The sequence below is a fragment of the Streptomyces sp. NBC_01428 genome (assembly GCF_036231965.1).
Lineage (GTDB): Bacteria > Actinomycetota > Actinomycetes > Streptomycetales > Streptomycetaceae > Streptomyces.
This window is the reverse complement of record NZ_CP109499.1, coordinates 3,188,216-3,209,146: the sequence shown is the minus strand read 5'-3', so window position 1 is coordinate 3,209,146 and position 20,931 is coordinate 3,188,216. Positions and strand designations below refer to the sequence as shown.

At 72.2% G+C, this 20,931-nt stretch carries 18 protein-coding genes; 7 read left to right on the top strand and 11 right to left on the bottom strand.

Features of this window, described 5'->3' with window-relative positions; genetic code table 11:
- Positions 1-281 precede the first annotated feature (281 nt).
- On the top strand, positions 282-674 hold the full coding sequence (locus OG406_RS13720; RefSeq protein ID WP_081219465.1) for an SCO5389 family protein: 393 nt from the start codon (positions 282-284) through the stop codon (positions 672-674).
- Between the two features lie 104 nt (positions 675-778).
- On the opposite strand, the gene OG406_RS13715 is transcribed toward OG406_RS13720, so the two are convergent.
- Positions 779-1,807: an LLM class flavin-dependent oxidoreductase gene (locus OG406_RS13715; protein ID WP_164371789.1), complete on the bottom strand. Its 1,029-nt coding sequence runs from the start codon at positions 1,805-1,807 to the stop codon at positions 779-781.
- Between the two features lie 222 nt (positions 1,808-2,029).
- Here OG406_RS13715 and OG406_RS13710 point away from each other — a divergent pair, with 222 nt between their 5' ends.
- Positions 2,030-2,362: an ATP/GTP-binding protein gene (locus OG406_RS13710; RefSeq protein ID WP_329185942.1), complete on the top strand. Its 333-nt coding sequence runs from the start codon at positions 2,030-2,032 to the stop codon at positions 2,360-2,362.
- A gap of 31 nt (positions 2,363-2,393) precedes the next feature.
- Here OG406_RS13710 and OG406_RS13705 read toward each other — a convergent pair whose 3' ends face one another.
- The 3 genes from OG406_RS13705 to OG406_RS13695 form a co-directional block, all read right to left on the bottom strand.
- Positions 2,394-3,239 carry an ABC transporter permease gene (locus OG406_RS13705; protein ID WP_164371787.1) on the bottom strand — a complete coding sequence of 282 codons (846 nt, stop codon included), beginning with the start codon at positions 3,237-3,239 and terminating at the stop codon, positions 2,394-2,396.
- A complete protein-coding gene (locus OG406_RS13700) occupies positions 3,236-4,489 on the bottom strand; it encodes an ABC transporter ATP-binding protein (RefSeq protein WP_266846778.1) in 1,254 nt (417 codons plus the stop codon). The genes OG406_RS13705 and OG406_RS13700 overlap by 4 nt, the downstream gene beginning before the upstream one ends.
- 228 nt (positions 4,490-4,717) lie before the next feature.
- Positions 4,718-5,608, bottom strand: coding sequence for a hypothetical protein (locus OG406_RS13695; protein ID WP_164371785.1), 891 nt, complete (start codon positions 5,606-5,608; stop codon positions 4,718-4,720).
- A gap of 182 nt (positions 5,609-5,790) precedes the next feature.
- On the opposite strand from OG406_RS13695, the gene OG406_RS13690 reads away from it, so the two are divergent.
- Positions 5,791-6,780 carry a hypothetical protein gene (locus OG406_RS13690; protein WP_164371784.1) on the top strand — a complete coding sequence of 330 codons (990 nt, stop codon included), beginning with the start codon at positions 5,791-5,793 and terminating at the stop codon, positions 6,778-6,780.
- Positions 6,781-6,801: 21 nt separating this feature from the next.
- Here OG406_RS13690 and OG406_RS13685 read toward each other — a convergent pair whose 3' ends face one another.
- Positions 6,802-7,857, bottom strand: a complete 1,056-nt coding sequence (locus OG406_RS13685; RefSeq protein WP_329185938.1) for a helix-turn-helix transcriptional regulator — start codon at positions 7,855-7,857, stop codon at positions 6,802-6,804.
- A gap of 91 nt (positions 7,858-7,948) precedes the next feature.
- On the opposite strand from OG406_RS13685, the gene OG406_RS13680 reads away from it, so the two are divergent.
- Positions 7,949-8,362, top strand: coding sequence for a VOC family protein (locus tag OG406_RS13680; RefSeq protein ID WP_267048569.1), 414 nt, complete (start codon positions 7,949-7,951; stop codon positions 8,360-8,362).
- Here the strand turns inward: OG406_RS13680 and OG406_RS13675 are convergent.
- The 5 genes from OG406_RS13675 to mce form a co-directional block, all read right to left on the bottom strand.
- Entirely contained in the window at positions 8,343-9,110 is a 768-nt protein-coding gene (locus OG406_RS13675; RefSeq protein WP_164371781.1) for an ABC transporter permease, read from the bottom strand. The two genes, OG406_RS13680 and OG406_RS13675, sit on opposite strands and share 20 nt — an antisense overlap.
- A gap of 1 nt (position 9,111) precedes the next feature.
- A complete protein-coding gene (locus OG406_RS13670; RefSeq protein ID WP_329185937.1) occupies positions 9,112-10,173 on the bottom strand; it encodes an ABC transporter ATP-binding protein in 1,062 nt (353 codons plus the stop codon).
- A gap of 160 nt (positions 10,174-10,333) precedes the next feature.
- On the bottom strand, positions 10,334-11,269 hold the full coding sequence (locus OG406_RS13665; protein WP_164371779.1) for a cellulose-binding protein: 936 nt from the start codon (positions 11,267-11,269) through the stop codon (positions 10,334-10,336).
- Between the two features lie 183 nt (positions 11,270-11,452).
- Positions 11,453-15,298 (bottom strand): polarized growth protein Scy, encoded by a 3,846-nt coding sequence (gene scy / locus OG406_RS13660; protein ID WP_164371778.1) that lies wholly within the window; start codon positions 15,296-15,298, stop codon positions 11,453-11,455.
- Positions 15,299-15,541: 243 nt separating this feature from the next.
- The gene (mce, locus tag OG406_RS13655; protein ID WP_081219478.1) at positions 15,542-15,982 is read right to left on the bottom strand and encodes a methylmalonyl-CoA epimerase; all 441 of its coding nucleotides are present in this window, start codon (positions 15,980-15,982) and stop codon (positions 15,542-15,544) included.
- A 148-nt stretch (positions 15,983-16,130) separates the two neighbouring features.
- On the opposite strand from mce, the gene OG406_RS13650 reads away from it, so the two are divergent.
- The 3 genes from OG406_RS13650 (at position 16,131) to OG406_RS13640 (ending at position 19,859) form a co-directional block, all read left to right on the top strand.
- Positions 16,131-17,333, top strand: a complete 1,203-nt coding sequence (locus OG406_RS13650; RefSeq protein ID WP_267048571.1) for an acetyl-CoA C-acetyltransferase — start codon at positions 16,131-16,133, stop codon at positions 17,331-17,333.
- Positions 17,334-17,371: 38 nt separating this feature from the next.
- On the top strand, positions 17,372-18,328 hold the full coding sequence (gene meaB, locus OG406_RS13645; RefSeq protein ID WP_081219480.1) for a methylmalonyl Co-A mutase-associated GTPase MeaB: 957 nt from the start codon (positions 17,372-17,374) through the stop codon (positions 18,326-18,328).
- A gap of 241 nt (positions 18,329-18,569) precedes the next feature.
- Positions 18,570-19,859, top strand: coding sequence for an MFS transporter (locus OG406_RS13640; protein WP_327408924.1), 1,290 nt, complete (start codon positions 18,570-18,572; stop codon positions 19,857-19,859).
- Between the two features lie 102 nt (positions 19,860-19,961).
- Here the strand turns inward: OG406_RS13640 and OG406_RS13635 are convergent, their stop codons facing one another.
- A complete protein-coding gene (locus OG406_RS13635) occupies positions 19,962-20,807 on the bottom strand; it encodes a PepSY domain-containing protein (RefSeq protein ID WP_327408923.1) in 846 nt (281 codons plus the stop codon).
- Positions 20,808-20,931: the final 124 nt, after the last annotated feature.

Here is a 20,931-nt window from a genome sequence, read left to right as displayed (position 1 = left end):
CGGAACGCGCGGTTCGCGCCTTTTGTTCTCGCGATCGCCTGGTTCAGGCCGGTCGGGCCCGGGTGGGCCATCCCATTGATCCTGAAGCCTCCGCGTTCGGGGGTGGCTGATTGTCGGCCTACTGACGGTTCGCTATGTGCCCATTCTCCTGGTGCCGCCACCTGGCGTTGCTTACCGTATAAGCGGGAGGTCGTGACGCGTGTACTCAGCGTGTCCGGCATCGTCAACTCCCCATCCCTGTCCGGCAACCCCCGAGGTCTGGGGGTGCGAGAGGAGAACCCATGTCGCTCGACGTCTCACCGGCCCTACTCCAACAGGCCGAGCGAGGCGAGGTCGACGAAGCTGACTTCGTCGACTGCGTCCGGACCTCCCTGCCCTATGCGTGGGAGATGATCAGCTCCCTGGTGGCCCAGCTGAAGGTCGACGGCGGCAACTTCGCCGACAACCAGACGCCCCCGCCGGACGAGCAGGCGCGTGGCCAGCTGCTGCGTGCGCTCGCGAGTGACGCGATACGCGGCGCGCTGCAGCGGCACTTCGGAGTGCGGCTGGCCTTCCAGAACTGCCACCGGGTGGCGGTGTTCCCGCTGGACGACGCAGTGGACGACACGCTGGCACGCTTCACCTCGGTCCGCAGTCAACTGCTCAATCAGTCGCCGGAGTTCCGGGACTGCTGATGCGCTGACTCCGCTCGGCTTGCCGTTCCGTCCGCGGGAGGTGCTCTGGTACCGGGGCGGCAAGCTCACCGGGTGTCCGGTCCGTCGGACCGGACCCTGACCGGTCATCCGAGGTTCGGGAGGACCTCGGCCCCGAGCCGGCGTACGTTCTCCTCGGTCGCCGCCAGGTCGCCCGAGCCCTCGACGAGAAGGGCGAACCGCGAGATGCCGGTCCGCTCCGAGGTGGCCGCGAGCCGGTCCGCGCACAGCCGGGGTGTGCCCACCGGGTGCAGCCCGCAGAGCAGTTCGGTGTACGCCACCGGGTCGCGCATCGAACGGGCGCGGCCGTCGACCGTCACATGGGCGTCCAGCCCCTGCTTCAGCCAGCCCGGCATCGCCTTCACGAGCGTCTCCACGGCGTCGGTGCGGCGATCGGCGATCTGGCAGACGCCGGCGGACACATGGGCGGCGGTGTGGATCTCGTCCCCGGAACGGCCCGCGGCGCGTGCGTGCGTGCGCCACAGCCCGACCATTTCGGCCTTCTCCTCGTCCCCGACGTGCATGCCGAGAAGCATCGGAAGCCCGCGCTCGGCGGCGAGCCGCACGCTCGCCGGGGAGGTGCAGGCCACCACGACCTCGGGCCCCGCGGTCTCGCACAGCGCCTCGGACGGGCGGGGGACGACGGGGACTTCACGGAACGGGAACCGCTCGGAGGTGCTCGCCACGGACGGTTCGCGCAGCCAGCGCATCAGCAGATCGAGGGACTCCGGGAACCCCTGTTCGTACGCCGCCAGGCCCGCTCCGAACACCTCCAGGTCGACCCAGGGGCCGCCGCGGCCGACGCCCAGCGAGAACCGTCCGCCGGACGTCAGGTGCAGCAGTGCGGCCTGTTCGCCGAGCGCCACGGGGTGCGCGGTGGGCAGCACGCTGACGGCGGTGCCGACCCGGATGCGGTTCGTGCGGCCCAGCAGATACGCGGCGAGCGTGACGGCCGACGGGCACGTCCCGTACGGCACGAAGTGGTGTTCGGCCAGCCAGACCGCGTCGAGACCGGCCTCCTCGGCGACCTCGGCCGACCGCACCGCGCGATGCAGGGCCTCTCCCTGGCCCTGTCCCGGGAACTGGGCGGCGAGTACAAAACTTCCTACGTGCATCGAACATTCCTGCTTCCTCGGCTCCGACAGGGAGCTCCCCCACCCGGCATAACCTCCTGACACGTGCCGAAGTCACGGCCTGGCGGCAAGATTTGCGGATTGTCTGGGAAATGGGCCGTCCGATGGGGCATCTGTGCGGGTCTGCGCTGTACGCCTACCCCTGGGTGCGCCGCGTAGGCTGGACGTGGCCCCTGCTCCCTGTATAGCTCCGTGAGGTGTCCCTTGTCCCCGCGTCGCAACCGTCCGAAGGACGCCGGCCCGTCCGGCACGAGCGCCGAGGCGGACCCGTCGGACCGCTACGGCGGCTGGCAGTCCACGGAGAGCTGGCAGGGCGAGGAGTGGAGCGTGCGCCATGTGGCGGGCGCGAGCGCGCAGGGCAAGACCTACCGCTGCCCCGGCTGCGACCAGCTGATCCCCTCCGGGGTGCCGCACGTGGTGGCGTGGCCCGAGCACTCGGGCGTCGACGAGCGGCGGCACTGGCACAAGGCCTGCTGGAACGCGAAGGACCGCCGCACCTCGCGGGTGCAGCGGTCCCGTAACGCGCCCAGGTTCTAGGCGACTTCAGGTTCCCGTGGGGCCGTGGGCGTCACACGTCCCGGCGGTCCAGGAGGACGAAGGCGCCGATGATGGCGGCCGCCGTCACTCCGGCGAGCAGGCCGAGCTGCGCGCCGCCGTGGCCGCTCTCCCGGTCGATCTGGAAGATCCGGGCGAGGGCGTTCGGGGCGTTGTACTCCTGCATCTTCTCGCCGAGGGTGCGCATGCTCTCGGACATCATCAGGAACGCCGGCATGATCGCGGGGACCAGCACGACGCCGAGCATGGTGGTGATCGCGCCCGCCGAGTGACGGAGCATCGAGCCCACCGCGAGCGCCAGGACACCGAGCAGGGACACGTACAGCGCGCCCATCACGACGGTGCCGCCCCACGGCACCGGGGACGGTCCGCTGTGCATCCCCTCGGTGATGAGGCCGACCAGCCCGATCGCGAAGGCCGAGACGACGAAGGCCACCGCGAAGAAGATGATCAGCTTCGCGGCGAGCACCCGGTGCCGCTGCGGCGAAGCCGTGAACGTCGTGCGGATCATGCCGGTGCCGTACTCGGACGAGACGACCAGCACGCCCAGCGTGATCAGGCAGATCTGTCCGAGCATCAGGCCGAAGAACGCCGGGATCGTGTACGGCACGTCGCCGAAGTCCTCGTTCGTGGTCTGCGCGGCGACCAGGAAGCCGATGCCGATCACCAGCAGCAGGAAGATGCCGAGCGTCCACAGCGTGGAGCGCACCGACTTGATCTTCGTCCACTCGGAGTTGAGCGCGTGCCCGAGGTGGGTGCGGGTGACGGGGATCGGCGAGGTGTACGACGTGCCGGGCGCCGGGTGCCATTCGGGGGCAGCGGCGGTCTGCTGCGGCATCGGGGGCTGGGGCGTGCTCATCGGGCGTCCTCGGGCTTGGTCAGGTCGGCGGCGGGCGCGGGGGCCGGTGCTGCGGCGGGAGCCGGGGCCCCCGCGGGGGCCTGCGGAGCGGCGTACGGGTTGGCGTCCGCGGCACCGGGGGCGGCCGGGGCGCCGTACGGACCGTGGCCCGCGACAGGGGCTGCGTACGGGCCGGCCTGCGGCTGTCCCTGGGGCATCGCGAAGGGCGGCTGCCCGCCGTGCTGGGGCGGCGGCGGGGCGTACCAGCCGGGCTGGCCCTGGCCCGCCACGGGCGGCTGCGGCTGCGGTACGGCGCCGGGCGGGAGCTGCTGCTGGAGTCCGGCCTTCTGGTCGATGGTCGAGCGGTAGTCGACGGCGCCCTGCGTCATCCGCATGTACGCCTCCTCCAGCGAGGCCTGGTGCGGCGACAGCTCCCACAGGCGGACGTCGGCGGAGTGCGCCACGTCGCTGATGCGGGCGAGCGGCAGACCGGTGATGCGCAGCGCGCCGTCCTGCTCGGGCAGCACCTGGCCGCCGGCCTCGGTGAGCGCGGCGGTCAGCTTCTCGCGCTGCTGCGGCTCGGTGTCCGGCGTGCGCACCCGGGCGAAGTCGGCCGAGTTGTGGGAGATGAAGTCCTTGATGTTCGAGTCGGCGAGGAGCTGGCCGCGGCCGATCACGATGAGGTGGTCGGCGGTCAGCGCCATCTCGCTCATCAGGTGCGAGGAGACGAAGACCGTACGGCCCTCCGCCGCGAGGGACTTCATCAGGTTGCGCACCCAGAGGATGCCCTCGGGGTCGAGACCGTTGACCGGTTCGTCGAAGAGCAGCACCTGGGGGTCGCCGAGGAGCGCGGCGGCGATGCCGAGGCGCTGGCCCATACCGAGCGAGAACCCCTTGGAGCGCTTCCTGGCCACGTCCTGGAGACCGACGACGCCGAGCACCTCGTCCACCCGGCGGGCCGGGATGCCCGACAGCTGGGCCAGGCACAGCAGGTGGTTGCGTGCGTGCCGGCCACCGTGCACGGCCTTGGCGTCGAGGAGCGCGCCGACCTGGCGGGGGGCGTTGGGCAGCTTGCGGTAGGGGAAGCCGCCGATCGTCACCTGCCCGGAGCTGGGGTTGTCGAGACCGAGGATCATCCGCATCGTCGTCGACTTGCCGGAGCCGTTGGGCCCGAGGAAGCCGGTGACGGCACCCGGCCGCACCTGGAAGGAAAGGTTGTACACGGCCGTCTTGGCGCCATAGCGCTTCGTCAGGCCGACTGCCTCGATCATGCTCCGCACCCATCGAAAGGTTCAGGACGGCGGGGCGCACGCCCCCGTAAGGCTTAGGAGGATATCCGGGCCCCGACGGTTCCACTCAAGAGAGAGTAAAACCGTGCTGGTCGGAGGGGTAAAGATCCAGGAGGAGCGCCGATTTCGCACGGCTGTCCTGTCAGGTACCCGTCGTCCCTGGTCGGCCGGGAAAGGGGAACCGGCGCCTCCTGATCGGTGGCCGGATCGTCAGGGGCCCGGCGGCAGCGAGTCCGCCAGTGGCGGCAGGTCGTCGTACAGCCGCAGCTCGGCCGAATCGTCCACGTACGGCAGGAAGTCGGTCTGCGGCAGCACCCAGCCCTCCTCGCCGAAGATCAGCGTGCCCCGCTCGCGCAGCGCCTTGTCGGCGCCCGCACTCCGCACCCAGGCGGCGGGGTCCGGGCCGAGCAGATCGCGCAGCCGTGCCGAGGAGGCGAGCAGGGAGGCCAGCAGCGCGGACTGGTCGCCGCCGCCCGGCCGGGGCCGCCCGCTGTCCGGGTCGGCGAGCACACCGTGCGCGCTGAAGTAGATGTACGCGCCGCCGAGGCGCTCCCCGGACGGCATCGTCATCGCGAACGCGTCGCCCGGGAGTATCGCCCGCCGGTAGTCCGGGAACTCGGTGTCGTCGACCGCCTTGAGCTGCGTCGAGTCCAGCCAGGTCACCACCAGCGTCGTCTCGGCCGCCCGGTCGACGTACGGCGTCCCCGCCACGTAGCCCGCCGGGCTGATGTGCCCCGAGCAGCCCACGCCGATGCCGTGCACCCGCACAGGGACCATCGGTACCGTCGCCGGGATGCCGAGCCGGGTCAGCTTGTGCGCGACCTGCCCGGGGGAGGCGTTCGACCCCACCGCGATCACCGGGTGCCGGCGGCCGGTGCCGACCTGCCCCAGATCGGCGAGGGCCTCGTCGAGGCGCTGCTGCTCCTGTCGCTCCTCCACCCACCACTCGCCGAGCCGCAGCGGCCGCACGTCCAGCTGCAGCAGCTCACCGCCGGTCAGCAGCGACGGCTCGGTGGTGGGCCGGCCGGGATAGGTGAGGGGTTTCTTCGCGGGCACGTCGTCCAGGCCCAGCGCCTCAAGGCTTCGGTCCTTCGTCGTCACGGTGACGCCCTTCGGGGGGTGGTCGCGCGAATACGGGCACAGCCTTTCACGCGATGTCTACCCGGGACGGGGCCCGGTCTCCCCGACGAAGCGGGGTTGGTGCGAACCGGCACCGGGAATCATGCCGTCCCCATTGTACGAGGGGACCCGAAGTCGGTTATGGGGGAAGCAAGTTGAGGCTCATGGGACGCGAGGTGCGGTGGCCGGGACGGCCCGCCGACACCCGTACACATCCGCGCTACCGCACGTCCGTTCGTTGGTGGATCGCGGGCCGCACCGTCCACGCCCTGCTCCTGATGACCCTCGGCGCCCTGGCCGGGCTCTCCGTGCTCGTCGCGACGGCGTGGACGCTCACCGAGCACTCGCCGCGCTCCATGGCGGACCGGTTCTCGAACGAGGAGGCGCTCCTGGACCTCAGCCTCACCGTGCTGCGCGCCTGCGTCGGCACCGACAACCTCGAACCCGAACCGGACAGCACCGCGCACCAGATGCTCGCCACGGTCGCCTCCGTCACCGGCGCGCTGGTGCCCGCCGTGCTGCTCGGCATCGTCCTGATCAAGATGTTCGCGCTGCGGCCCTTCGTCTGGCGGCGGCGGGCCAGCATCTCGCACGCATGGACCGCCGACTTCCCGGGCTACTCGCGGACCAACGCGAACAGCGACGACGCGATCATCGCCGTCCGGTTCTACAACCGCTTCGACAACCTCTCGGTCGTCGACCTGCGGGCCCGCGCGCACCTGCGCTATCTCGAACGCTCCCCGCACGACGGCAGCCTCGTCATCTACAAGCAGTGGCTGAAGGTGCTGGACGCGCAGGGCGAGCCGGCCGAGGAGCGCAGCTGGCTCGCGGTGGAGCGCGGGGCGCCCTTCACCGTGTGGATACCGGTCGAGGCGCCGGTGGCGGAGCTGCCGTTCCGGCGGATCCAGGGCAAGGACCTGGAGGGCTCGCACGGCGTGAAGCTCCTGGTCCGGCTGACCGCCCGGACGGTCGGCCTCGGCACCGAGGTCGCCGACGAGCGCTGGTTCGACCTGGAGGCCGGCGACTTCGAGCTGGGCCGGTTCGTGCCGCTGCAACCGGACCTCGACAAGGACGTGTGGCACTGGGAGGGCTGGACGGAGTTCGACGGCCTGACCGGGTCCCGGCCCGACGGCGACGGGACCGGACCCGCGTAGGGGCGCCGTTCGCCCGGCCCTTCAGGACCGGCGGGCGCGGCGCGCGAACCGGTCCGCGAGCGCGACGACCAGCTCGCGCAGCTCGTCGGGACGCTCGACGACGAACGGCAGATCGAGCGCGGCGAGCACCGGCGGCAGCCAGTCGAGCCGCTCGGCCCGTACCTCCACCCGCAGCCAGGGCGGACCGTCGGACGCCTCGGACGCCTCTGACGTGTCGGACCGATCGGGTTCGCGGGCGTCGGCGGGTTCCGGGGCGGGGGAGGGCGGCCCGGTGCCCGGAAGAGCCGTCACGCTCGCGACGCTCGCCGGGAGGCGCGTGCGGATCTGCTCGGCCGTGCCGCGGATCCGCAGCGTCACCTCATGGCGGTAGGGGGCCGTGGCGAACCCCGACAGCACCCGCCGCGCCGGATCGGGGCCCTCGATCGCCTCGAACGACCCGGGCAGCAGGCGCGCGTCGGCGACACGGTCCAGCCGGAAGGTCCGGTCCTCCCCGATCCCGGGGTCCCGGCCGGTGACGTACCAGCGGCCCGCGTGCGCCACGACGCCCTGCGGATGCAGGGTGCGGTCGCCGCGCCGGCCCTCCCGGTCGGTGTACCGGATCGCCACCGGACGGCGGTGGCGGACCGCGTCGGCCAGCGTGAGCAGGATCCCCGCGTCCGGGGCGGCGGACTCGCCGGCCGGCTCCGTGAAGGCGAGGGCCTCCAGGACCGCGTCGACCCGGGCGGCCAGCGGGCGGGGCAGCACCCGCCGGATCTTCGCCGCTGCGGTCTCGCCCGCGGTGGCGGTCGCCGTCGTCAGCCCCGTGCGCCGGCCCGCGACCAGGCCGAGCAGGACGGCGACCGCCTCGTCCTCGCCGAGCATGAGCGGCGGCAGCCGGTGGCCGGGGCCGAGCCGATAACCGCCGTAGCGGCCGCGCACGGCTTCGACCGGCACGTCCAGGTCGATCAGATGGTCCACGTAACGCCGCACGGTCCGGCCGTCGACGCCGAGCCGTTCCGCGAGGTCGGCGATCGTCCGGGTGCCGCCCGACTGGAGCAGCTCCAGGAGGGTGAGCACACGGCCGGTGGGTCGGGACATGCTCCGAGCCTAGCCCCGATAGTGGACGGATTCTGTCCGGTATCGGGGCTAGCGTGCGCAGGGCACGGCACACCGATCCCAGGAGAACGTCATGAACCTCGTATCGCTCCGCGTCATCACCGACGACGTCGCCCGCCTCGTCGCGTTCTACGAGAAGGTCACCGGCCTGCCGGCGACCTGGTCCACCGAGCAGTTCGCCGAACTGACGACCCCCGGCGCCACCCTCGCCATCGCGGGCACGGCCACCGTCCCGCTGTTCGCGCCGGGCTCCTCCCGCCCCGCCGACAACCACAGCGCGATCATCGAGTTCCTGGTCGACGACGTGGACCGGGTGTACGCGAACCTGAGGGGCTTCGTCACCGACTTCGTCAACGAGCCCACCACTCTGCCGTGGGGCAACCGCTCGCTGCTGTTCCGCGACCCCGACGGCAACCTGGTCAACTTCTTCACCCCGGTCACTCCGGCCGCGATCGAGAAGTTCGGGTCTACGCGTCCCGCTTCTTGAGCAGCGTGTATCCGCCGATCAGCGCCAGGGCCACCCACAGGACCATGATGCCGAGGCCGCCCCAGGGGCCGTAGGGAGTGTCGTCGAGCGGTGTGACCACCCGCAGGATCCTGCTGCCGGCCTGGTCGGGGAGGTACCGGCCGACCTTCTTCGTCGCCGACACCGCGCCCAGGATGTTGGAGATCAGGAAGAAGAACGGCATCAGGATGCCGAGCGAGAGCATCGGACTGCGCAGCATCGCCGCGACACCCATCGAGAACATCGCGATGAGCGTCATGTAGAGCCCGCCGCCGAGCACCGCGCGCAGCACACCCGGGTCGCCGATCGTCGCCTTGTGTGAACCGAGGGCGGCCTGGCCCAGGAAGAACGTGATGAAGCTGGTGACCATGCCGACGGCGAGGGCGAGACCGGTCGCCACCGCGACCTTGCTGAACAGGAACGTGCCGCGCTGCGGGACCGCGGCGAGCGAGGTGCGGATCATGCCGGTGCTGTACTCGTTGCCGACCACCAGCACCCCGAAGACGATCATCGCGAGCTGACCGAGGGTCATGCCCGCGAAGCTGATGAAGGTCGGGTCGAAGGTCAGCTGGTCCCGCGTACTCATGTTGTCGAACTCGTTCTTCGACAGCAGCGAGATGAGGAATCCCAGCGCGATCGTGACGACCGCCGCGAGACTCAGCGTCCACACCGTGGACGACACGGACCGGATCTTCGTCCACTCGGACCTGAGGACCTGGGTGGCCGCCATGTCAGCCCTTCTTCCAGTCGCTGCCCCACTGCGGGGCCGGGGGCGGGGTCGGTGACGTCTGCGGGCCGGGTGGCGGCGCCGGAACGCCGCGCGGGTCCTGCGGGTCCCCCGCCCCGAATCCGCCGGGCGGCCCGAGCGGGTGCTGCGGTCCGGGAGCGTCGGAGTGCGCGTGGTACTCCACCGACTCCGCCGTCAGCTGCATGAACGCCTCCTCCAGAGACGCCTGCTGCGGGCTCAGTTCGTGCAGCGTGATCTGGTGCCGGGCGGCCAGCTCGCCGATCTGCTCCGAGTCCCCGCCGTCCACTTCGAGGGGACCGCCGCCGGTCTCGACGACGGTGACGCCCGCGCCGTGCAGCACGTCGAGCAGCCGCTCCCGCTGCGGGGTGCGGATCCGTACGAAGGAACGCGAGTTCTGCCGGATGAAGTCGGCCATCGAGGTGTCGGCGAGGAGCCTGCCCTGCCCGATGACGACGAGGTGGTCCGCGGTCAGCGCCATCTCGCTCATCAGGTGGGAGGAGACGAAGACCGTACGGCCCTGGGTGGCGAGGGACTTCATCAGGTTGCGGATCCAGTGGATGCCCTCGGGGTCGAGACCGTTGACCGGCTCGTCGAACATCAGGATCCGCGGATCGCCGAGGAGCGCGCCCGCGATGCCGAGCCGCTGGCCCATGCCCAGCGAGAACCCCTTCGCCTTCTTCTTCGCGACCCCGGTGAGACCGACGGTGTCGAGGACCTCGTGGACCCGGGCCGTCGGGATGCCGTTGCTCTGAGCGAGACAGAGCAGGTGGTTGAAGGCACTGCGGCCGCCGTGCATGGCCTTCGCGTCGAGCAGCGCCCCGATGTACTTCAGGGGGTCCTTCAACCGGTCGTAGTGCTGCCCGTCGACCCGTACGTCGCCCGAGGTGGGCCGGTCGAGCCCCAGCATCATCCGCATCGTCGTGGACTTGCCCGCACCGTTCGGGCCGAGGAAGCCGGTCACGATGCCCGGTCTCACGGCGAAGGTCAGGTTGTTCACCGCCACCTTGTCGCCGTACCGCTTGGTCAGCCCCTCGAGCTCGATCATGCGGCCACGCTAAGACGGCCCCCCGGCGGCTGCCACCCGAGAACCGCGTCCGCCCGAGGGCCGCACGCACCGGCCGACCTGACGGACCGTACGACAAGGCCCGCACCCTCGGTGAGGGAGCGGGCCCTGGTGTCGTACCGGTGATGTCGGTACCGCGTGCTTACCGGGACTGCTGCGCCGGAACCCCACGCGAGATCGGCTCGTCCTCGGCCGGCGTGCTCGCGGCGGCCACCGCGGCGCCCGTGAGCGTCGCGAGCATCTCGCGGACGTTCGTGAGCTGCGCGTTGATCGAGTCGCGGCGGTTGGTCAGGGCGGCCAGCTCGCGCTCGGACTCCGAACGGATGCGGTCGGCCTTCGCGTTCGCGTCGGCGACGATGTCCTCGGCCTGACGCTGGGCCGTCTCCACCGTCTGACGGGCGCGGCGCTCGGCGTCCGTACGCAGCTTCTCGGCCTCCAGGCGGAGCTGCTCCGCGCGGTGCTCGATCTCCGCGAGACGCTTCTCGGCCTTGGCCTGACGCGACGCCAGGTCACGCTCCGACTGCTCACGGCGCTTGGCGAGGTTCGTCTCGAAGTCCGCGGCGGCCTGGGCGGCCTTGGCGCGGGTCTCCTCGAAGAGGGCGTCCGCCTCCTCCCGCTTCGACTGAGCGTCCTTCTGCGCCTCGCCACGCAGCTGCGAGGCCTCGCTCTTGGCCTTCTCGACGATCCGGACGCCCTCGTCCTCCGCCTTGGACTTGCGGTCCGCAGCGAACGATTCTGCGTCGTTGCGCACCTGCTGAGCTGCCGACTCGGCGAGCTCGCGGTGCTGCTCGGACGCGCGACGGGCCTCCTCGCGCAGGTCCTTGGCCTCCTCCTCGGCGAGGCGGAGGATCTTCTCGACACGCGCGCCGAGACCGGCGTACGACGGCTCGGCGTCGCTGACCTGGGCCTGGGCGTTCTGCGTCTCGAGGTGGAGCTCCTCGATGCGCTTTTCAAGGGCGGTGATACGGGCCAGAGCGCTGTCACGGTCGGAGACGAGCTTCGAAATGCGTTCGTCCACCTGAGCGCGGTCGTACCCACGCCGCACAAGCTCGAAGCCGTAGGGGGAAGTGTCGCTCATGGGGTTCCTGTCGAATGAGACCGGTGAGGTGATAGGTGGAATCCTAGGGGTCAAAGCGGTGTGTCATCGAGCGGATACGTGTTTGATCTGGAGAATGACACTCCTTTTGGGTGGCTAGCTGCCGGATGGCTTGCCAGACCCCGTACCAAAGGTCCGCCCAAAGCATGGAATGGGTGGTTCTGGCTAGCTCTCCGACGACTTGCCACCCGATCGGGGCGCACCCACCGTCGCACCCGCCTTGACGCCACCGTCCTTGCCGCCCGGTGCCTCGAAGGACTCCAACGCCTCCAGGACGTCCTGGACACGGGAGATCTCCGCGTTGATGTCCTCCCGCCGGCGCACCAGCACCTCCAGGTCCCGCTTGCCCTCCTCGACGGCCGCCTTGGCCTCCTGGATGGCCTCGGACCTGATCTTCTCGGCCTCGGCGATGACGGACGTCTTCTTCTGCTCGGCCTCCTTCAGGAGACCCTCCGCCTTCCGCACCGCCGCGATCCGCACCTTGCTGGCCTCGGAGTTGGCCTCGGACACCAGGTCCTTGGCCTTCGCCTCCGACTCCGCGAGCTGGTCCTCGGCGGCCTTGATGAGCGCGTCGCACCGGTCGCCCGCGTTCTTCATCGCCTCGGCCGACTCACGGCGGGCCCGCTCGTGCAGCTCCTCGATCTCCGAGGTGATGCGGTCGCGCAGCTCCTCCGCCCGCTCCCGGATCGCGGTGGCGTCCCGGCGCGCGCCGACCAGCAGCTCGTCCGCGTCCGTCCGCGACCGCTCCACCAGGGTGTTGCCCTCGACGGTCGCCTCCGAGACGAGCCGCTCGGCCTCGCCCCGCGCCACACCGACCATCGTGTCGGCCTGCGACTCGGCGTCCGCCGTCGTCTTCTGCGCGCTCTGCTGGGCCTCCGCGAGCAACTTGTCCGCCTCGGACGCCGTCTCGGAGATGAGCGTGTCGACCTGCTCGGCGGCCTCGGAGCGCCGCTTGTTGGCCTCCTGCCGGGCCTCGTCGAGGGTCCGCTCGGCCTCCTCGCGCGCCGACGACGTGACCCGCTCGGCCTCCTCCGCCGCCCGCGCCCTGACCCGCTCCGCCTCCGACCGCACCCGCTCGGCGTGCTGCTGCGCGGAACCGACCGTCTCCGCGGCCTCCGCACGCAGCCGCTCCGCGTCACCGGTCGCGTCCTCGATGAGCCGCTCCGCCTTGGTGACCGACTCGGTGCGGACCCGCTCGGCCTCCGCCGCGGTCTCCGTCTGCAGCCGCTCGGCCTCCGACGCCGCCTCGGTGATGAGGGTGTCCGCCTGCGTCGCCGCGTCCGAACGGATCCGGTTCGCGTCCTCCCGGGCGTCCGCACGCGTCCGCGAGGCGTCCTGCTCCGCGTTGGCGATGGCGTCGGACGCCTCCGTCCGCACCCGCTGCGCGTGCTCCGAGGCGTCCGACCGCAGCCGCTCCGCCTCGGCGATCGCCTCGGCCACCGTGCGCTCCGCGAGCGCGCTGGCCGCCCCCGTCTCCTCGGCGGCCTCCCGCCGCAGCCGCGACGCGTCCTCCGAAGCCCGCTCCCGCTCGGCGTACGCGTCGGCGCGGACCCGGTCCGCCTCCTCCTGCGCCTCCGTGCGCGTGCGCTCCGCCACGTGCTCCGCGGCCGACCGCAGCCCGGTGATCTCCTCCTGGGCCTGCTCGTGCAGCCCCGCCACCGCGTCCCGCACCTGCTGCGCGGTCTGCTCGGCGCTGGAGACCATCTCGTTCGCCCGCCGGTCGGCCTCCTCGACCAGCCGTACGGCCTCGGTCTGGGCCTCCTCGACGCGCTTGCGCGCCGAGGCGAGCAGTTCCTCGCTCTGCTCGCGGGCCCGCTCGCGCTCCTGGTCGGCCTCCTGGCGCGCCGAACCGAGGGTCTCCTCGGCCTCGCGGCGCCGCCGTGCGGCCTCCTCCTGCGCGGCGGCCAGCGTCTCGGCACCCTCGGCGGCCAGTCGCTCGGCCGCGGCCTGCGCCTCGGTCCGTACCCGGTCCGCGCTCTCCTGCGCCTCCGACTTCAGCCGCTCGGCCTCCGCGGCCGCCTCGGACCGCAGCCGCACGGCGACGGTCTCGCCCTCGGCACGGGACGCCGACGCGTCCGCCGCCGCCTCGTCGCGCAGCCGCTCGGCCTCCGCCTCGGCCTGCGCCTGGAGGGTCCGGATCCGCTCCGCGGCCTCCGACCGCAGCCGCTCCGTCTCCTCGACCGCCTCCCGGCGGATCCGCTCGGCCTCGGCACGCGCGTCCGTCAGCGCCTGCTCGGCGGCCGTCAGCCGTTCCTCGGCCTCCGTGTGCAGCCGCGCGAGACCCTCGGCGGCCTCGGCCTGGCGGGCCTCTATGGCCCGCTCCGTCTCCTCACGCTGCCGCTCGGCGGCCCGCTCCGCGTCCGCGGTGATCGTCTCGGCCTGCTCGACGGCGTCCGCACGGTGCCGCTCGGCCTCCGCGCGGGTCCGCTCCAGCGTCTCCTCGGCCTGCCGGCGCAGCCCGGTCGCCCGCTCGATCGCCTCGGTACGGACCTTCTCGCTGTCCGCCGTGGCGGCCTGCCGCAGCTCGTCCGCGTCGGCCTTCGCCTTGGCGAGCAGCTCCTCGGCGGTCCGCGCCGCCTCCTCGATCTGCTGGACGGCCTCGCGCCGGGCCTCCGCACGGATGCGCTCGCCCTCGGCGACCGCGTCGGACCGCAGCTGCTCGGCGTCACCGCGCAGCCGCCGCGCCTCCTCCTGCAGTTCGACCGTCTTGGCGCGGTACTCCTTGGTGTCGTCCTTCGCCGTGCCCTTGAGCTCCTCGGCGATGTCGTGCGCCTCGGCCCGCAGCCGGTCGGCCTCGGTCTCCGCCTCCGTGCGGATCCGCTCGGCCTCCTCGGACGCCGCCTTCGTCGTCCGCTTGGCCTCCTCGGACGCCTTGTTCAGGACGTCCTCGGCGGTCCGGGCGGCCTTCGCGAGCTGCGAGGCGGTCTCCTCGGCCGTGAGGCTGCGCGCGCTCTCCTCGGCCTCCGCGACGATCGTCTCGGCCTTCGTCCGCGCGTCCTCGACGAGCTGCTCGGCCTCCGCCTTGGTGGACTCGGCCTCCTTCGTCGCCTCGCTGACCAGCCGGGCGACCTGTTCCTTCGCCGTCCGTGTGCGCTGCTCGTTGGCCGACTCGGCGGCGGACAGCGTCTTGGCGGCCGCCTCCTTGGCCTCGGACAGCACCTTGTCCGCCTCGGACTGCGCCTCGCGAAGCCGCGTCTCGGCGGAGCTCATCCGCTGCTCGGCGGCCCGGCTCAGCTCGGTGGCCTGCCTGCGGGCGTTGTCCGACTCGCTCGCCGTGGAGCTGCGCAGCTGCTCGGCGTGGTCGGTGGCCTCCTGCGCCTGCGTCGACGCCGCGTTCAGCAGCCGCTCGGCGTCCGTACGGGCCCGGCGCAGCAGCGCCTCCGCCTCGGTGCGGGCGGCCTCGGCGTCGGTCGTGAGTCGCTGACGGGCCTCCGAGGCGACGCGCTCGGCCTCGGCGCGGGCGGCGGCCAGCGCCTGCTCGGCCTCCGCGCGCGACTCCTCCAGGAGCCGGCGGGCCTGCGACTCGGAACGGGCCCGCAACTGCTCGGCCCACGCGACGTTCTCGTTGACGTGCGACTCGACGGTCTGGCGGCGCTCGGCGAGTTCCTGGTCGAGCTGCTGGCGGCGGGTGACCGCCTCCTGGTGCAACTCGGCCTGGAGCCGGGCGGCCTGCTCGGCGTGCTCCTGGAGGATGCGCTGCGTCTGCGCGCGGGCCTGGCTGATCTCCCGCTCGGCGTCCGTCCGCAGCTGGTCGGCCTGCATCTGGGCGTTACGGAGCAGCTGTTCGGCCTGATAGCCGATGTCCGCCCCGTCGTAGGCAGGACGGGTCGCCAGACTGCGGCGCGCCTCGTGCAGCTTGGCGCGCAGCACCTCGACCTGATAGCCGAGATCCTCGGCGTGCTGGACGGCCTTCTCCCGCTCGGTCTTCAGCCGTTCCATCTCGGCCTCGAACCGAGAGAGGTGGTCGACGTCAGCCGCCGGCTCTCGCTCCTGGCGTTCGTAGCCCCGCACTGCGCGGTCCCATCCGTCCCCTGGTCGAAAGTCTTTCCGAACGAGCTCCGTCCATCCGCTGAACGGGGCCCCCGGGGAATGGTGTCAGATCAACGGCGGAGCACGGGCTGCTGCCCCGACGCTCGCCCCCCGAAACCTGGACCCCGGCCCTTGGTCCCGCACGCCCGAAGGCGGACAGGACCCCGGCCGTCCCCCGTGAAGGCGACGGCCGCCCCCAACCCTACCGGCCCAGATATACGGAGGTCAGTGCTCAGGTGACTCAACCGTCGCCGAAGTGACCAGTTCTGTCAGGACTCCATGACAATCCTTGGGGTGGAGGAAGGTGATCCGGGACCCCATCGATCCGGTCCGGGGCTCGTCGTACAGCACTCGGACGCCCTTGTTCCGGATATCGGCGGCGTCGCCGTCGACATCCGCGGTGCCGAAGGCGATGTGGTGCACGCCCTCGCCGTTCTTCGCCAGCCACTTCCCGACGGCCGAATCCTCCCGGGTCGGTTCCAGCAACTGGAGGTAGGAGGCACCCCCGTCGGACGTCTCGTTGATCTTGAGCATGGCCTCCCGGACGCCCTGCTCCTCGTTGACCTCGGTGTGGAACACCTCGAAGCCGTACGTCGCACGGTAGAACTCGACAGTCGTGTCGAGGTCGAAACAGGCGATCCCGATGTGGTCGATTCGCGTCAGCATGCTGCCAGTGCAGCGCCCCTGGCGTGGTTACGCAACGTGCGCGCGATCACACTGCGGGCCGGATGACGCATGGCCTACCGCTCAGTACATTCTCAGTAAACCCTCGTTCACTCCTCGGCTGTGCAAGCCGGTAAGGGGATCGCACCTCATGTCTGGAACGAACAGCACGACCTCCGTGATCGTCGCGGGCGCCCGGACGCCCATGGGACGGTTGCTGGGCTCGCTGAAGTCCTTCTCCGGGGCCGACCTCGGAGGATTCGCGATCAAGGCCGCCCTCGACCGTGCGGGCATCGGCGGCGACCAGGTGCAGTACGTGATCATGGGCCAGGTGCTCCAGGCCGGGGCAGGGCAGATCCCGGCACGCCAGGCCGCCGTCAAGGCGGGCATCCCCATGAGCGTCCCGGCCCTCACCATCAACAAGGTGTGCCTCTCGGGCCTCGACGCCATCGCCCTCGCGGACCAGCTGATCCGCGCCGGCGAGTTCGACGTCGTCGTCGCGGGCGGCCAGGAATCCATGACGAACGCCCCGCACCTGCTCCCGAAGTCCCGCGAGGGATACAAGTACGGCGCCGTCGAGATGCTCGACGCCATGGCGTACGACGGGCTGACCGACGCCTTCGAGAACATCGCGATGGGCGAGTCCACCGAGAAGCACAACACCCGCCTCGGCATCCAGCGCCCCGAGCAGGACGAGATCGCCGCCCTGTCCCACCAGCGCGCCGCGGCCGCCCAGAAGAACGGCATCTTCGAGGCCGAGATCACCCCCGTGGAGATCCCGCAGCGCAAGGGCGAGCCCGTCGTCTTCAGCAAGGACGAGGGCATCCGCGCCGAGACCACCGCCGAGTCCCTCGGCCGGCTGCGTCCCGCCTTCACCAAGGACGGCACCATCACCGCCGGCAGCGCCTCCCAGATCTCGGACGGCGCCGCCGCCGTGGTCGTGATGAGCAAGGCCAAGGCGCTGGAGCTGGGCCTGGAGTGGATCGCCGAGATCGGCGCCCACGGCAACGTGGCGGGCCCGGACAACTCCCTCCAGTCGCAGCCCTCGAACGCGATCCTGCACGCCCTGAAGAAGGAGGGCCTGGAGGCCGGTGACCTCGATCTGATCGAGATCAACGAAGCGTTCGCGGCGGTCGCGGTGCAGTCGATGAAGGACCTCGGGGTCACCACCGACAAGGTGAACGTGAACGGCGGCGCCATCGCCCTCGGCCACCCGATCGGCATGTCCGGCGCCCGTCTCGTCCTGCACCTCGCCCTCGAACTGAAGCGGCGCGGCGGCGGCGTCGGCGCGGCCGCCCTGTGCGGAGGCGGCGGTCAGGGTGACGCGCTGATCGTGCGGGTAGCCAAGGCCTGACACGCGTTCCACCCTGATCTCTCGTGAACGGAGCTGTGATGCAGGACGTCTCCTCGCTGGTGTCCCAGGCCAGAGAAGGGCGACCGCGGGCGGTGGCCCGGCTGATCTCCCTGGTGGAGGGCGCGGCACCGCAGCTCCGTGAGGTCATGGCGGCCCTGGCCCCGCTCACCGGCAACGCCTACGTGGTGGGGCTCACCGGATCGCCCGGCGTCGGCAAGTCCACGTCGACGTCGGCGCTGGTGACCGCCTACCGGCGGCAGGGCAAGCGGGTCGGTGTGCTCGCCGTCGACCCGTCCTCGCCGTTCTCCGGCGGCGCGCTCCTCGGCGACCGCGTCCGCATGTCCGACCACTCCTCCGACCCGGGCGTCTACATCCGCTCCATGGCCACCCGCGGCCACCTCGGCGGACTCGCCTGGTCGGCCCCGCAGGCGATCCGGGTCCTCGACGCGGCGGGCTGCGACGTGATCCTCGTGGAGACCGTCGGCGTCGGTCAGTCGGAGGTCGAGATCGCCCGTCAGGCCGACACCTCGGTCGTCCTGCTGGCCCCCGGCATGGGCGACGGCATCCAGGCCGCCAAGGCCGGAATCCTGGAGATCGGCGACGTCTACGTCGTCAACAAGGCCGACCGTGACGGCGCCGACGCCACCGCACGCGAGCTGAACCACATGCTCGGCCTCGGTGAGTCCCGCGGCCCGGGTGCCTGGCGCCCCCCGATCGTCAAGACGGTCGCCGCCCGCTCGGAGGGCATCGACGAGGTGGTCGAGGCCCTGGAGAAGCACCGGGCGTGGATGGAGGAGCACGGGGTCCTCGCCGAACGCCGGCTCGCCCGGGCGTCCCAGGAGGTCGAGACGATCGCCGTCACGACCCTGCGCCGGCGCATCGGCGACCTGCACGGAGACCGCCGCCTCAGCGCCCTCGCCGAACGCATCGTCGCCGGTGAACTGGACCCCTACCGCGCGGCGGACACCCTCGTCGAGGGCCTCACGGAGAGCTGAACCCCGCTCGGGGCGGGCACCTCGCGCCCGCCCGGCGGGACATCCCGCGGCGCCCGCCCCATGACGCGGCGCGGCCGGGAACCCCCTGGCCGACTCCCCGCGCCCGCTGTTACGTTGAGCGCATGTTCCTCCTCATGGCATAGGGCCCGCCCAGGCCCGCGACGCACCGGCAGCACCGAGGCTGCGGCGTCGCGGCACTCCGGCGTCCCCTTTCCCGCCTCGCAGCTGAGGAACCACACCCATGTCCGGGTCATCCCCGCGGCCTTCGTACGCCGCGCTCTTCCGCATCCCGCACGCCCGCCGCACCTTCGCCGCCGCCCTGACCGGTCGTCTCTCGTACGGTCTCGTCTCGCTGGCCATGATGCTCAGCACCACCCGCGCCACGGGCTCGTACGCCGTGGCCGGCACCGTCATGGCCCTGTTCGGCGCGGCCGGCGTGTTCCTCTCGCCCGCCCGGGCGGCCCTCATCGACCGGCACGGCGCCCGCCGCGCCCTGATCCCCATGGCCTCGCTGTACGCGGGCCTGCTCACCGCCTTCGCGGCGACCGCGTGGCGACCCGGCGCACCGGCTCTCGTCATCGGCGCGCTGGCCGTCGCCGCGGGTACCTGCACCCCGCCCCTCGGCCCCACGATGCGCACGGTGTGGAGCCGACTCGTCCCCGACGAGAGGCTGTTGCAGCGCGCGTACAGCCTCGACGGCGTCCTGGAGGAGGTCCTCTTCGTCTCCGGGCCGCTGCTCGTCGGCGCGGTCGTCCAGTGGGCGCCGCCCGCCGCCGCCGTCGTGCTGAGCGCCCTGCTGGTCTGGGCGGGAACCCTGGCGTTCGTGCTGTCCCCGGCCGTCGCGGGGGTCCGTCCGGCCAAGGCCGGGGCGGGCCGCGACGAACGCCGATGGCGGGGCGGCCGGGCCCTGGCCCAGCCCGTCGTCGTCGCGCTCGGTGTCGGCCTGTCCCTCGGCGCCGTCGACCTCCTGGTCCTGGCGTTCGCCGAACAACACCACCACGGGGCCGACACGGTGGCGTGGGTGCTCGCCGCCCTGTCGCTGGGCAGCGCCCTCGGCGGGCTGCTCAACGGCGCCGTCGACTGGCGGCTGTCGCCGGGTGCTCGACTGCCCCTGACGGCCGGCGGCCTGGGCCTCGCCCTGCTCGCCGCCGCGTTCGCTCCGGACCTCGGCACCCTGACCGTGGCCGTCGCCTGCGCGGGCTTCTTCGTCGCCCCGGCCCTCACCACGTCCTATCTGATCGCGGACGCAGCCGCCCCACCGGGCTTCCGTACCCAGGCGGGCGCCTGGGTCAACACCGCGGTGAACGCGGGGAGTTCGGGCGGCGCGGCCGGGGTGGGCCTGCTGGTGGGCCAGGTGTCCCTGGGCTGGTGCTTCGCGATCTCGGGGGCGGTGTCCCTGACGGCGGCGCTCGTCTCACTGCGCGCGGCACCTACGACAGCACCCGCGGCACCCGCGGTACGCCCGACATCCAGGACGTCGGCGGCCGGGGGAGAGGCCACCCCGGAGGACGCCGAACCAAGCCGCCTCTGACCGGCCGGGCGCGGGACGGTCGTCGGACAACCGGCAGGGCCGGGCGGGGGCGATCCCGTGTACATCGCCCCCGCCCGGCCCGGCCGATCCCCGGCCCTCCGGTCAGTCGTCGTCCGAGCCGTGGCCTGAGTCGTCGTCCGAGCTGTCGTCCGAGCCGTGGCGTCCGTGATGCTCCGGGCCGTCGTCCGAGCCGTGTCCGGCGCCGTGACGCTCGCGCCCGGTGTGCCCGGCGCCGTCGTCCGAACCGCTGGCCGCCCCGTCGTCCGAGCCGCGCTCGTGCGTGGCGCCCGTACGGTCGTCGTCGGCGTCGTGAGCGGCCCGGTCGTCGCTCCGGTCGTCAGCGCGGTCGTCCGACCTGTGGTCGGCGGTGATCCGGGCCGTGTCGAGGCCGACCCGCCACTCCTGCTCGACGCCGTTCGACGTCAGGGTCTCCACCTTCCATGCGGGCGTCCCGCGATCCACGTCGAGGTCGATCTCCGTGACCCTGCCCTTGGCGGCGGCGGCCCGGGCGGCCTCGGCGGCCGAGACGGACGTCCCGTCCAGCGCGGCGCGCACCCGGGCCGCGTCGTCCTCGTGCTCGGTCCGGGAACCGAGCACCGTACCGGCGGCGGGGGAGACCCGTACGTCGTGCCAGGTGCCGTCGCGGCCGACGACCTCGACCTCCCAGACCACGGCACCGTTCTCGTCGTCCAGTTCGGCGCCGACGGCGGTACCCGGAGTGTGCTCCAGGGCGCGGGCGATGGCGTCCTGCGCCGTCACCGCCTTGCCGCCCGCCCCGTTCGTTCCCTCGACGGCCTTGTCGTCCCGGCGGTCGTCCGCCCCCGGCTGTCCGCTCGACCGCGTCGTGGGCGCCGTCGTGCCGTCGCCCGTGACGGCGAGGGACGTCGCCGTGCCCCCGGCGATCAGAGCCGCGGCCGCGACCGTGGCGATGACGATGTTGCGCTTCATGGAAAGCCCTCCCGAAGTCCACTGGTTCACGCTGTCCCGTCCCGGACGCTCCGCCACAAGCGGTGCGGCCGGGACGACGTGGACCAATCTGCGGGACGGACGCTGAAGGCAGCCTGAAGGAACC